Genomic DNA, 14,042 nt, shown 5'->3' with positions numbered 1-14,042 from the left:
TATTTGTATCTTCGCTGGAGAATTCAGTCAATATGTTCTAGCATTTGCGCTGATTCACCCATTGATGACCCGGTCACAGCAATTTAAGTCACATGCCTTTTAAGGAATAATTATGGCTGATATACGGATTACAGGCAGAATGGTTAATTTTACCCGATTAACCCTGGATACAAATGACCACGATGCCATCCGCCAGCAACTCTCTGAAATGATGGGTGAAACCTCCTGGCAGGGGGCACTGGTCATTCTTGACACTACGGTTGAGCAGGAGTTGATTGCTCTGATCCAGTTATTAAGTAGCCTGGATTTACAGCCAATGGCTGTAATTGATGGTTTACTGGGAGATCAGGCACGGGCCATTCAGTTTCCGGTATTGCCGGCAGATCGTCCATTACAGCGCATCAAACCGACCCGGGAACAGATTGTGGAAACCCCTGCTGCGGTTGCCGGCCCTGGACAGAAACCAGCGGCCGGGACCAGCCGGGGTCTCAGTTATGCAACCACCTATCATGATGAGATTCTGCGCACCGGGCAAAGTATTGTCCAGGATCATGGCGATGTCATCCTGAATGCCGGAATCAACAGCGGTTCCGAAGTCATCGCTTCAGGAAATATACATATCTATGGCAGTATTCGTGGTAGAGTCATTGCCGGTGCAGGTGGAAATACTGCCGCAAGAATTTTTTGTCATTCACTGGAAGCCGAGCTGGTTTCCATTGCAGGAACATATTGTGTCGCAGATGATATCCCACAGCATGTGATCAGGAAGTCTGTGCATATTTACCTGAATGATCAGCAGGAACTTGTATTTGACGTCCTGCAATTTTAAAGTATAGATTAAGACCCCATAAAACCTTATTTTTAAGGGTATATGACCATAACAGGAGTGGATTCGGTGGCCAAAATTGTTGTCGTTACATCAGGCAAGGGTGGCGTAGGTAAAACTACAACAAGTGCATCTTTTGCAACAGGCTTAGCCCGTCGTGGACATAAAACTGTTGTTATCGACTTTGATGTCGGTTTACGTAACCTGGATTTGATTATGGGCTGTGAACGCCGTGTCGTTTACGACTTTGTCAATGTCCTGAATAATGAAGCCCGCTTACAGCAGGCACTGATCCGTGACAAGGATATTGAAAATTTATATATCCTGCCCGCTTCACAGACCCGTGATAAGGATGCCCTGACAGATGACGGTGTTGCCCGTGTCATGGAAGAACTGTCTCAGGAATTTGACTATATTATCTGTGACTCACCGGCAGGGATTGAACGGGGTGCGATCCTGGCGATGTATCATGCAGATGAAGCCATTATTGTGACCAACCCTGAAATTTCTTCAGTCCGGGACTCAGACCGCATTATTGGCATGCTCGACAGCAAAACCAAAAAAGTGGAACAGAATGAAGGCCGTATCCGTAAGCATCTGTGTATTACCCGTTTCAACCCGGAACGTGCAGACAAACAGGAAATGCTGACCATTGATGACATTTCCAAGGATATTCTCCGGGTGCCGACCTTAGGGGTGATTCCTGAGTGTCCAATCGTATTACAGGCTTCCAACGAAGGTAAACCTGTAATTCTCTATGAAGAAACCAGTGCCGGACAGGCATATGATGATCTTGTGGCCCGTTTCTTAGGTGAAGAGCGTCCTTATCGTCATATCACCGTAAAACCCAAAGGCTGGTTAGCACGACTATTTGGAGCATAACAATGGCAGGATTCTGGAGTAAACTTTTTAGCAGTGATGATAAGCCGTCCAGCGCACAGACTGCAAAAGATCGTTTAAAGGTCATTGTTGCCTCTGAACAGGGTCTGGGCAGACGTCTGAGCCAGGAAAAAATTGACCAGATGAAAAAAGAAATTATGCAGGTGGTCAATCGCTATGTCCGCGGTGTGGATGAGCAGCACATTCAAATGCAGGTCCGTTCCGAAGCAAATCTTGAAATGCTGGAAATGAATATCAATTTACCTGAAGAACGTTAATTTCATTATTGATTAGTCAATTGAACGGATCGCAGGCAAAATAACGCAGGTTATTTTGCCTTTTTTAATTCAATGCCCAGATTGAGGAGATATGGTCATGGCACTTTCCCAGCCAGCAACGTTCAATGAAGAATGGTCAGACGAGCGTGTTTTTGCCTATTTAAACCAGCTTCCTCCTGAAGGCACCCACGCAGATTTTCATGTGCTGTATCATGCCTTCAAGCATATGCGTCCGGCAGACTATGAACGCCTGCTGACCCGCTTTGTTGCCGAAGGCAGGGACCTGAACGCCACCAACCCCGAAGGAAAGCGCATTCATGATGTCATTGCAGAATTTCCACGTCAAAAAGATGAGTTTTTAGTTGTTTTAGCAAAATTTGCTTAATCACTATCCATAAAAAACCTGCTCAATGCAGGTTTTTTATTCGAAATCATCTTCACTACTATTCATTTAATTATTACAATACTTTAAATCACAATACAAATATCAAAATAATTTTGATACTTCCAACATAACTTCATTCAAGGAAGAATCATGACGATAACCAATGATAATACAGCTGAAACAAGTTCAAATACATACCAAATAGAAGAGCAAAGAATTATCAGCCGAAATAAATTTATATTTTTATGTTTGATTTCGTTAGGTTTATATGAAGTGTGGTGGCTATTTAAAGCATGGCGTTTTTTTATGCGAAAAGATCGTTTAAATATTATGCCTGCACTTCGGGCAGTATTTGCTATATTTTTCTTATATTCGCTATTTAATCATATTAAGAGTTATGCAAAAGAAAAGCATTATTCCGATGACTTTTCTGCTGGCTGGATGTTTATCGGCTATATTGTTATGCTCTTATCAATTCACCTTCCCGACCCATATTGGCTGATATCAACATTCAGTTTTGTATTTCTTTTGCCTGCCTTTGAAGCACTGAATTATGCAAAAAAACAATCAAGTAATTTCGTTGTCATTGAACAAGAAAAATTTAATACAGCACAAATTATTCTCATTATTATCTGTTCCATTTTTTGGATACTTACTTTAATCGGACTCTTTTTCTTAGAGTTGCAATAGTAATTTTATTATTGCAACTCCAGGATTTAAACTAAAACATCACGCTTACCATTGGCACCCATTGAACTGACAATGCCATTTTCTTCCATCTGATCAATGATCCGTGCCGCACGGTTATAGCCCAGACTGAACTTCCGCTGCAGTGATGATGTGGATGCCTTACGGGTTTCCAGTACAAAGGACACGCACTGATCATACAATGCATCCCGGTCAGAACCGCCCTCTGCATCTTCAAAACCACGGACGGTGGGTTCTTCATCAAATGGCGTTAAAATTTCATCGACATAATCCGGATCACCGCGTTCCCGCCATGCATCACAAATACGGTTCACTTCATCATCTGAAATAAATGCACCATGCACACGTTCCGGCTCAATTTTTCCCGGCCCCAGAAACAACATATCGCCATGACCCAGTAAGTCTTCAGCACCACCGGCATCCAGAATGGTCCGGGAGTCAATCTTACTGTTGACCCGCAGGGCAACCCGGGTGGGAATATTGGCCTTAATCAGACCAGTAATGACATCCACTGAGGGCCGCTGAGTTGCAAGCAATAAATGAATCCCGGCTGCCCGTGATTTCTGTGCCAGGCGGGTAATCATTTCTTCGGCTTTTTTTCCGACCTGCATGATCATGTCGGCAAATTCATCCGCCACAATGACAATGGAAGGTAAGGGTGTCAATCGCGCTGCACGCTCCTGTGTCGCCGAATCACCGGGCTTCCAGGTGGGATCAATCAGGTCTTCACCATTGGCAATGGCTTCTTCCACCTTGCGGTTATAGTCAGACAGCTTCCTGATTTTCAGAAATGACATCAGCTTATAGCGGCGTTCCATTTCATTGACACACCAATTCAGCGCACTGACTGCATCCTTCATATCGGTGACAACCGGTGTCAACAGATGTGGAATATCGTTATAATTGGCCAGTTCCAGCTGTTTCGGGTCAATCAGAATCAGACGCAACTGATCCGGTGTATATTTCAGCAACATCGATAAAATCATGGCGTTGACAGCAACCGATTTACCGGAACCTGTCGTGCCGGCAACCAGCATATGCGGTGCACGGGCCAGATCAGTCAGCACCGGATTCCCGGAAATATCCTTACCCATCGCCATGGAAATCAGACTGTTGGGGTCACGGTAAGTCGGCGTTTCAAGCAATTCAATCAGACGCACCATTTCCCGTGAACTGTTGGGTACTTCAATACCAATATAGGGTTTACCAGGAATCACCTCAACCACGCGCACCGAAGCCATGGACATGGAACGGGCAAGATCCCGCGAAATATTGGTCACTTTGGAAGCTTTCACTCCCGGTGCCAGATCAAGCTCAAAACGGGTCACCACAGGACCCGGCTGAGCCTCAATCACTTTGGCTTTGACATTGAATTCCTGCAGTTTGATCTCAAGTAGTTCGGACAACCGCGCCAGCTGTTCCGCAGTAAAGTTGACTTTCTTATTCGGATCAACATCATCCAACATGTCCAGACCAGGTAATGGCGATAAATCACGACGTTTCTGTGCCACCTGCATGGCCCGTGACATTGGTCGCCCAAAGGCATCGGTCAATGGTGCATCCAGATCAAAGTCATCATCCGGTTCAATTTCTTCCAGTGCAGCTGACTGGTCCGCTGTTTCCTGCCAGGCTTCCCTGAATGCGTCCTTATTCGCAGAAATCCGCTGTTTTTCTTCTTCAGAAACGGCTGAAGCGCCTTGCAGTGTGGTCTGAATTTCCGCCTGGACAAAAGGTGTTGACTGCGCATAATTGCCTGTGGTGCGTGCTGCCGGTGTGCGGATGTCTTCATCCACCAGTAAAGCCAGGTCATCCAGCTCAGCAGCCAGATTATGACTGGAGTTGGTCTGATTATGATGGGTCTGGTCAGGACTGACCTGATCCGGCATGACTGGAGAAGCAGCATCCGCAGAGACCGCGGCCCCAGGCACCACAGCCAGTAATTCATCAAAGACCTGATCATCATCCCAGTCAATATTGCGTTTCTGTGGTACAGACGGAGCCTGTGTATGATTCAGACGTTGCCGGGTCTGCAATAACTGGGTCGGGTCAGGTTGTGAATGACCTGAGGAATCATCATCGGCAGCCCGAAGCAGGGCATCAATTTCCTGGTTATGATTATGTTCACGTCCGACGGCTTTCCACACCTCTCCGGTCGGGACAATCCGCTGACTGTCCCGTTCCATGCAGTGTGCTTTTTCCAGCATGGCTTCAAAATCTTCATCCGGCATTTCAGCAGCAGGATATTCCTGAGCATCAGCAACATGCACTGCTGTAGCTGCCTGCTGTGCTGATGCAGCCTGAACAGCAGTTCCCGCCAGTGTGCCCCCCGGCTGTTGTGTCAGTGCATTCCCATTTTCCCGGGCCTGTGCTGATTTCTGCTGTGCTGCGGATGGTGTGGTCAGATCATACGCAGATTCACTTTCAGGCACATTCTTATAAAATAAATCCTGAAGATAGGCCGGCGTTGCCTTTAAGGTTGCCCAGCTTCTGTTCCACTGCACCCCAAAAGCCAGGGTAAACAGAATCCCCAGCATCAGAATAAGTAAGGCAACTGCCCCATAAGTCGTCAGCTGCTGAGACAGACTGGCTCCCAGTTCATAGCCAATAATGCCGCCAGCGGCATTGTCCAGCGTATCTGCCGGAACATTCCATAACAGATAAAACAACCCTGCAGCACTTAAAAGAATAAAGAACTGAGCCGCATAACGAAACGGACGATTCAGAAAGCTGAACGGCCACCAGACCTGCACGGCCTCAATAAACAGGAAAACCGGAATGAGCAGGCTCGCCCAACCCAGGAATCCAAACAGTAAGTCGGCAATCCAGGCACCTGCGACACCACTTGCATTGGACACCTGCTGGGTATCACTGGAAATATGCATCCAGCCAGGATCAAACGGGGTATACGTTACTGTTGCCAGAAACAGATAGATCCCGGATGAAACCAGGAATAATGTGAATAATAAGCGCTGTGCATAAACACTTGACACCGCAGTCATATATTGTCCTGTAACCAGTAATTCGTCATATTCTTTTATTAAAGCAAATGCTGCTTTCAAAGGAAATCTTTTATATTATGCACCTGTTCTGCCAAAAAAGATGCACGATACACAGGGATAAAATCACAATTCATTGATGAATTGCCATATTCACGCTCTGTCGAAGCTGTTTCTGAGACACCGGGGCTGTTCTCATGAACATGATCGGTCAGCAGATCAACAGAGCTTCATCAATCAACAGATGACCATCAGCACACCACGGTCATCAGCTGAACAATGTGGCAATTTTAGCAAACCCCTCAGTGTCCGGTGTTTTTTTACGTTACTTCCCTGCTTCCTTCACGCTTCTCTTACTTTACGGTCTGCCGGCAAGACCAAACTGCACCATGCCGACGACCCTGGGTACACCGTCATGAACGGGGGCAATGATTCATAGGGTTCCCGGTGTTCATAGTCCAATTCGATACAGATGATCAATATTATCCACATCAAATCCACACCACGACGGCAGCGTTTCACGTATAATTTTAGCAGATTGTATAATTTTCTTTATAAAGGATGGCAGAAATGAGCAACGCTCGTCACTCACGCTTAATTATTTTAGGTTCAGGTCCGGCAGGTTATAGTGCAGCAGTCTATGCAGCCCGCGCCAATTTAAATCCGGTTTTAATTGCGGGTATGCAGCTGGGGGGTCAGCTGACAACAACAACAGACGTTGAAAACTGGCCCGGTGATCCTGAAGGTCTGACAGGCCCTGCCCTGATGGAACGCATGCAAGCGCATGCTGAACGTTTTGGTACAGAAATCCTTTATGACCATATCAATGAAGTGGATCTACAGGTACGTCCATTCGTATTAAAAGGTGATATGGGCGAGTACACCTGTGATGCACTGATTGTTGCCACCGGTGCGACCGCACAATATCTGGGACTTGAATCCGAGCAGGCTTATATGGGTCAGGGAGTCAGTGCCTGTGCCACCTGTGACGGTTTCTTCTATAAAAACCAGAACGTCATGGTAATTGGAGGCGGAAATACCGCTGTTGAAGAAGCGCTGTATCTGTCCAATATTGCTTCACACGTGACACTGGTGCATCGCCGCGATAAATTGCGCTCTGAAAAAATCATTCAGAATCATTTGTTTGATAAAGAAAAAGAGGGCAAGATCAGCATCATCTGGAACCATGAGGTCGATGAAGTGCTGGGTGACAGCAGTTCCGGTGTAAACAGCATCCGCCTGAAATCCACCCGGGATGGCAGTACACAGAATGTCGATGTTCAGGGGCTATTCGTGGCCATTGGCCATAAACCGAATACGGCAATGTTTGAAGGTCAGCTTAAACTGCATAACGGTTATATTCAGGTGCACAGTGGAACCAGTGGCAATGCCACTGCAACCTCTGTCCCGGGCGTCTTTGCTGCCGGTGATGTGGCAGATCATGTGTATCGTCAGGCGATTACTTCGGCTGCTTCTGGCTGTATGGCAGCGCTGGATGCTGACCGTTACCTGGATAACCTGGAATAACCCGGCCTTCCTCTGATGACGTTTTTTGTAACAATAAACCGCCTTCATGGCGGTTTATTTATTTTTGATTTATAAATAGATCAGGACAAGACCGACAATGAATCTAATGAGGAAACAATGACAACAAACTGGACAGATGGCTATCAGACCGAGGTGAATTATACCTATGGTTATTATCGGGACTTAAGCCCAAACTATCAAAAATTCTGCCTGTTGTTAAATGGCGTCGATTGTCCCGCATCCAGTCAGGACCATATGCACTGTGAACTCGGTTTCGGACAGGGAGTTAGCCTGAATATTCATGCTGCATCCAGTTTTGGCTTATTTACAGGGACCGATTTTAATCCTGCACATGCTGCACATGCCAATGTATTGGCCGAACAGAGTGATGTACCGCATCAGTTTTATGATGCCAGTTTTGAAGAACTACTGAATAAAAATTTACCGATGTTTGACTCCATCAGCCTGCATGGCATCTGGAGCTGGATCAGTCATGAAAATCAGCACATTATTCTCCAGTTCATGCGTAAATTTCTGAAGCCGAACGGTATTGTCTATATCAGCTACAACTGTGTCACCGGCTGGGCGGCCAATATGCCCATTCGCGAATTGTTCCATAGCCACTTCAAATTCAACAGCACCAGTACCAATCCACTGCAAAAAGTCAGGGACTCACTGGACTTCAGTGAAGCGCTGTTAAAACAGAATCCCATTTTTGCCCAGAAAAACCCAAATGTCTTAAATAAGGTCCAGGATCTGAGAAATCAAAATCCCAATTACCTGATTCATGAATATCTGAATCAGGACTGGCAGTGTTTTTCATTTCAGCAGGTAGTCAGAACGCTTGAAGAAATTAAACTTTCCTATGCCGGATCAACAGATCTGAATACTCACCTGGACAACATTAACTTTTCCGAAGCGCATCAGCAGTTTTTAAACGGTATTGAACATCCGATATTTAAGGAACAATGCCGTGATTATTTTGCAAATACTCAGTTCCGGCGTGATTTATTCATCCGGGGCAAAAATAATTTACCTCCCCTCCAGACCCGGCAACGCTTACGTGATACTGCCTTTGTCTTGCTGACATCACCGCAGACCCTGCCAAAAAGTATTAACGGCTATCTGGGGGAATTTAACTTAATCCAGGAAATTTATGAGCCACTGGGAGCACATTTTAAAAATGCAGATTACCAGCCCCAGACCCTGGCCGAACTGGAACAGGCAATACCTCAGCATAATTATTCAAAACTGCTGAATGCCCTGGTCATTCTCTGTCATCTGGGCCTTGCCCAGCCCTGCCAGGCTGAACCTACAGCAGAAATGCTGCAGTATGCACAGCAGCTGAATCATTATCTGCTGCAACAGGCCAGTTATCATGCCAGTTATCAGGCATTGGCCTGTCCGGTGACCGGCATTGGCATTCCGACAGACCAGTTCACTCAGTTGTTTTACCGGGCATATTTACTGGAAGGTCTGCAAACACCAGCAGAGATGGCCGCCTATTTACAGAATATTCTGAAACAACTCAACTGGCTGGTGCTGGACAAAGACGGTAAATCGGTTTCTGATGAACAGGACAGCCTGAAAATTATCCACGGCAAAGCACAGGCTTTCCTGGACAGTGATAAAATTCAGATTGCCCGTCAGCTGAAACTTTTTGCATAAAACTTTTCCGCTTATTTCAGGACGGAACAGCGAAGGATCAGTTAAAATGAAACAGATCTCCCTGTTTTGCTTAAAATGAACATCAATGACCCGATTAGCGCCATCAGAATTTATCTTTCCGGATCCCATCATCACAGATCCTGATGCACAGGGACTGATCTGTATTGGCGCAGATCTTTCTGCTTCCACGCTGTATGAAGCCTATACCCACGGTTTATTTCCGTGGTTTTCAGAAGATGAACCCATTTGCTGGTGGAGCCCGGAACCCCGCTGTATTATCCGGCCACAGGATTATCACGCCAATAAATCACTGCTGCGCAACATGAAAAAAATGGATTACCGAATCACGGTGAATCATGCATTTGAACAGGTGATCCGCTCATGTTCCCTGCCCCGCAGCTACACCAGTGAAACCTGGATTTCCGAAGACATTATTCAGGGTTACTGTCAGTTATTTGATGCAGGTTATGCCTACAGTATTGAAGTATGGCAGCAGCAACAGCTCATCGGCGGATTATATGGGGTGACCATTGGCAAAGGCTGCTTTGGTGAATCGATGTTCAGCACGGAAACCGATGTATCGAAAATGGCTTTTTATACCCTGATGCTGATTGGACGGCAACATCAGCTGCCGTGGATCGATTGCCAGCTGGTTAATGACCACCTGCTCAGCCTGGGCGCCTGCACACTTTCTCGGCAGCAGTATCTAAAATCGTTACAGGATGTTGTGAAACAGCCAGCAATCGATTGGAAAAGCTATCAGGAAGGTGTATTTTCAAGTAAGCTGATTGCAGAAAATCTGCAACTAATGGAATGATCATACGGGGGGACACTGAAAGCCATGAACTCTTATCATCCGAAGTCCCTGTTAAATGACTTGCAGTACTACATCACTCCCCCACACGACTGTAGTTATCTTGAACATAAATCTGCGCGCATGGTCTTCCTGGATCCTGTCCACCGTATCGATGTGGTGACCCTGTCCGAGCTGTCCAGGCTCGGTTTCAGACGTAGTGGTGACTTTGTATACCGCCCGGAATGCCATTTATGCCGGCAATGTCTGTCCTGCCGGGTTCCTGTGACCAGCTTCCAGATGAGCAGCACCCAGAAAAAAGCCTGGAAACGCAACCAGGATCTCAGCATGCGCATCATTCCGACGTCTCAGGCAAGTTCTGTGCATTATCAACTGTATGAAAGATATATTATTGAACGGCATGCCGATGGCGACATGTTCCCGCCCAGTTACGACCAGTTTGAAAAATTCCTGCTGCACAGCTGTACCGACAGTTTTTTTCTGGAGCTGTGGAAAGATGAGCGACTGATCAGTGTCTCCACCTGTGATCTGCTGGATGATGGCCTGTCAGCGGTCTATACTTTTTTTGATCCGGATGAAAGCCGTAGATCGCTGGGGGTATTTGCCATTCTCAGTCAGATTGAATATGTCCGATCCCTGGGACAGCAATTTGTCTATCTCGGGTATTGGGTACCGCATTCAAATAAAATGAATTATAAATCCCAGTATGCCCCCATTGAATTATTGCTGGATGGCCAATGGCGCCGTTTAAACCGTAGTCTGGGTCAGCAGGAAATCGAGCAGCTGGGGGAAATGCTGATGACCACACTGTCCTCTGAATGGGATGAACTGATGATGAAATAAGCCGGATTTGATTCGGTTTCCTGCAAACAGGTATGCCATGCGACGCTTACTTTTCAACATGGAAAAACAAAAATGCAAATGCTATGTGGGCGATCTGAATAATGCGGCAAAATCATCATTACAGGATTTCACCATAATCATGGCATGCTCCCGGCCACCATCCGTTTTCGGATAATAATGGGGTCGCAGGTCAATCTGATGAAAACCTGATTTTTCATACAACCTGATGGCAGCATGATTACTTTCCCGCACTTCCAGGAAAATCTGCAGCGGTTGATTGTTTAATTGTGCAATGGACGCATCCAGCAACTGAAACCCTAAACCCTTACCCTGCTGCCCGGGATGGATGGCCATCAGCAATAAATTGGCTTCATCAAGAACAGGCTGCAGAATGCAGAAGCCAACCACCTGACCCTGGTGCTCAATCACGGTACTCTGATAGGCCTCCACGGATTCTTCAAACTGTTGCAGCGTCCATGGATGACTCTGCACCATGTTTTCAAGTGCTGCAACAGTCTGGACATCAGCTTTTCGCATTGACCGGATCATTTTTCTGCATCTTTCAGGGGAAAACTGAATTATAGGAAATTACCGCAGCAAAACCTATAGCAAGACAATAATCTGTCGGATGCATGCAGCACCCGCCCACTAGCAGGATACAGCATACAGCAATCCGTCTGCCTTAAAATATATGCGTTAAGACACCAGGCCACTCAGGAGGGCAATCCCAGCCGGGCTTTCCAGCCATCAAGCAAAGCATGGGTATCATGATCATTCGGATGGAATCCCGGTCTGAAATACGCCAGCATTTCCCGCCCCATACCACTGATAATTCCCCTGGATGGACTGTAGGCATAGGTATAAATATCCCTGACCGATGCAAAATTCAGTTTTTTATCTGCATACAGCAGGCGCATCACAAAATATGACTGCACAACAAACAGGATCAGCATGGCAACAGTCAGCGAACTGCAACGCGCCAGATAAGCCTTCATGCCCTTGCCGAATATGCTTTCAAATACATCATAGGCCACCGCTTTATGCTCATTTTCCTCAACGGCATGCCAGTACCACATGGCGGACATGGTGGGATCAGTCATCAGTGACTGAATATGCTGATTCACCAATAATTGTGATGCAATGGTTGCAGTAAAATGTTCAAGCGCCGTGGTGCCCAGCAGATCAAACATTTCCTGAGTAATCCCCAATGGTTTAAGGGCCCGTCCTGCATATTTACGTGCCGTCTGAATAACCATATCCGTATGTGCTTCCAGTGCAGCCACATCATGACCGAATTTCTGAGCTGCTGTATTGAATCCGGCATGTTCATGTGTATGCATGGCTTCCTGGCCAATAAAGGCGCTGATCTCTTTTTGCAGTTCTTCATTGTCCTGAACGGCAGGATGCTGTCGTACCGCCCGTACACTGTCTATAAAATATTTTTCACCAGCCGGAAACAAGGCCGATAATGCGGTCATAAAGTGAGTGAGCCCTGCGGAACCATTCACCCAGTATTCCGGCACTGCAGCAAAATCGAAATGCATACGGCGTACCGGGAAGGATGCGCCCGCACGATTTGAAATATTGACCTTGACATTCATGGTGTAACCTCCTGTTCAATGCGCTTTCACTGCACACTTTTATCTTTGTTGTTCATTGTTATTTTAAGTTTTTCTCAATTTAGCATAAGTTCAGTTAAGGTCATGCCAATATCACTTAAGGACAATCTTCAGCCTGAATTGTCAGACAATCTATTCAACAGACCGAAAAAAAGCGCCCCATAAGGAGCGCTTTTTTACACGATAGCGTATCGTATATAACTCAGCAGTGGATTATGCAGTAACTTTCGCAACAACACCAGCACCTACGGTACGGCCACCTTCACGGATCGCAAAACGCAGACCCGGATCCATCGCAATCGGGTGGATCAGTTCAACTGACATTTCAACGTTGTCACCCGGCATCACCATTTCAACACCTTCCTTCAGCTGGATCGCACCGGTTACATCCGTGGTACGGAAGTAAAACTGTGGACGGTAGCCGTTCAGGAATGGCGTATGACGACCACCTTCTTCTTTGGAAAGTACATAAACTTCCGCATCAAATTTCGTGTGTGGCTTGATTGCGCCCGGCTTGGAAAGTACCTGACCACGCTGCACTTCCTCACGCTTGGTTCCGCGCAGAAGTACACCACAGTTCTCGCCTGCACGACCTTCGTCAAGCAATTTACGGAACATTTCAACGCCGGTTACAGTCGTCTTCACGGTATCCTTGATACCAACGATTTCCACTTCTTCGCCCACTTTGACAATACCGGATTCAACACGACCGGTCACAACAGTACCACGACCGGAAATGGAGAATACATCTTCAATCGGCATCAGGAAGGCTTTGTCAATGGCACGCTCAGGCTCAGGAATGTAGGAATCCAGCGCTTCAACCAGCGCAAGAACTGCAGATTCACCATACTGACCGGCATCACCATTCAGCGCAGCAAGTGCTGAACCACGGATTACAGGAGTGTCATCACCCGGGAAGTCGTAAGTGGACAGCAGTTCACGCACTTCCATTTCAACCAGTTCAAGCAGTTCTTCGTCATCAACAAGGTCACACTTGTTCAGGAAGACCAGAATGTAAGGTACGCCCACCTGACGGGAAAGCAGGATGTGTTCACGGGTCTGTGGCATTGGACCATCAGTTGCCGCACATACAAGGATCGCGCCGTCCATCTGAGCTGCACCGGTAATCATGTTTTTTACATAGTCGGCGTGGCCCGGGCAGTCTACGTGTGCATAGTGACGGGTTGGAGAGTCGTATTCCACGTGGGAGGTATTAATGGTAATACCACGTGCTTTTTCTTCCGGTGCAGAGTCGATTGCTGCATAGTCCTTCGCTTCACCGCCGTAAGTTTTTGCACAGATTGTTGCAATCGCAGCGGTTAATGTTGTTTTACCATGGTCAACGTGACCAATTGTACCCACGTTAACATGTGGCTTATTACGTTCAAACTTAGCCTTAGCCATGATGATCTTCCTTTTTAAACTACTCATGGAGGGTCACTCCATGAGCACTTGGTTTTTTAACTATGAATTAGTTTGGGCTTATAGTAATCGAAAGA

The 14,042-nt window shown here is 46.6% G+C and carries 13 protein-coding genes; 9 read left to right on the top strand and 4 right to left on the bottom strand.

What is annotated here, in order from left to right; genetic code table 11:
• Positions 1-112 precede the first annotated feature (112 nt).
• From minC to ACT6PV_RS03355, 5 genes are all read left to right on the top strand, one after another.
• Entirely contained in the window at positions 113-829 is a 717-nt protein-coding gene (minC, locus tag ACT6PV_RS03375) for a septum site-determining protein MinC (RefSeq protein WP_445115082.1), read from the top strand.
• Positions 830-895: 66 nt separating this feature from the next.
• The gene (gene minD, locus ACT6PV_RS03370; RefSeq protein ID WP_445115081.1) at positions 896-1,708 is read left to right on the top strand and encodes a septum site-determining protein MinD; all 813 of its coding nucleotides are present in this window, start codon (positions 896-898) and stop codon (positions 1,706-1,708) included.
• 2 nt (positions 1,709-1,710) lie between these two features.
• On the top strand, positions 1,711-1,983 hold the full coding sequence (gene minE, locus ACT6PV_RS03365) for a cell division topological specificity factor MinE (protein WP_445115080.1): 273 nt from the start codon (positions 1,711-1,713) through the stop codon (positions 1,981-1,983).
• 97 nt (positions 1,984-2,080) lie between these two features.
• Positions 2,081-2,368, top strand: coding sequence for a PA4642 family protein (locus tag ACT6PV_RS03360; protein ID WP_445115079.1), 288 nt, complete (start codon positions 2,081-2,083; stop codon positions 2,366-2,368).
• A 150-nt stretch (positions 2,369-2,518) separates the two neighbouring features.
• Positions 2,519-3,058, top strand: coding sequence for a hypothetical protein (locus ACT6PV_RS03355; protein WP_445115078.1), 540 nt, complete (start codon positions 2,519-2,521; stop codon positions 3,056-3,058).
• A 26-nt stretch (positions 3,059-3,084) separates the two neighbouring features.
• On the opposite strand, the gene ACT6PV_RS03350 is transcribed toward ACT6PV_RS03355, so the two are convergent.
• A complete protein-coding gene (locus ACT6PV_RS03350; protein WP_445115077.1) occupies positions 3,085-6,075 on the bottom strand; it encodes a DNA translocase FtsK in 2,991 nt (996 codons plus the stop codon).
• Between the two features lie 567 nt (positions 6,076-6,642).
• Between ACT6PV_RS03350 and trxB the strand changes: the two genes are divergently transcribed.
• The 4 genes from trxB (at position 6,643) to ACT6PV_RS03330 (ending at position 10,924) form a co-directional block, all read left to right on the top strand.
• Positions 6,643-7,599, top strand: a complete 957-nt coding sequence (gene trxB, locus ACT6PV_RS03345) for a thioredoxin-disulfide reductase (protein ID WP_445115076.1) — start codon at positions 6,643-6,645, stop codon at positions 7,597-7,599.
• 117 nt (positions 7,600-7,716) lie between these two features.
• Positions 7,717-9,267, top strand: a complete 1,551-nt coding sequence (locus ACT6PV_RS03340; RefSeq protein WP_445115075.1) for a class I SAM-dependent methyltransferase — start codon at positions 7,717-7,719, stop codon at positions 9,265-9,267.
• An 85-nt stretch (positions 9,268-9,352) separates the two neighbouring features.
• Entirely contained in the window at positions 9,353-10,084 is a 732-nt protein-coding gene (gene aat, locus ACT6PV_RS03335) for a leucyl/phenylalanyl-tRNA--protein transferase (RefSeq protein ID WP_445115074.1), read from the top strand.
• A 24-nt stretch (positions 10,085-10,108) separates the two neighbouring features.
• Complete coding sequence (locus ACT6PV_RS03330) at positions 10,109-10,924, top strand: arginyltransferase (protein ID WP_445115073.1); 816 nt, start codon at positions 10,109-10,111, stop codon at positions 10,922-10,924.
• Between the two features lie 81 nt (positions 10,925-11,005).
• Here ACT6PV_RS03330 and rimI read toward each other — a convergent pair whose 3' ends face one another.
• The 3 genes from rimI to tuf form a co-directional block, all read right to left on the bottom strand.
• The gene (gene rimI, locus ACT6PV_RS03325; RefSeq protein WP_445115072.1) at positions 11,006-11,473 is read right to left on the bottom strand and encodes a ribosomal protein S18-alanine N-acetyltransferase; all 468 of its coding nucleotides are present in this window, start codon (positions 11,471-11,473) and stop codon (positions 11,006-11,008) included.
• Positions 11,474-11,637: 164 nt separating this feature from the next.
• Entirely contained in the window at positions 11,638-12,525 is an 888-nt protein-coding gene (locus ACT6PV_RS03320; protein WP_445115071.1) for a metal-dependent hydrolase, read from the bottom strand.
• Positions 12,526-12,756: 231 nt separating this feature from the next.
• Positions 12,757-13,947 (bottom strand): elongation factor Tu, encoded by a 1,191-nt coding sequence (tuf, locus tag ACT6PV_RS03315; protein ID WP_445114724.1) that lies wholly within the window; start codon positions 13,945-13,947, stop codon positions 12,757-12,759.
• Positions 13,948-14,042 lie beyond the last annotated feature (95 nt).

Source organism: Acinetobacter sp. WZC-1 (genome assembly GCF_052544965.1).
The sequence above is the reverse complement of the archived record's forward strand: the minus strand, read 5'-3'. Positions and strand labels throughout refer to the sequence as shown.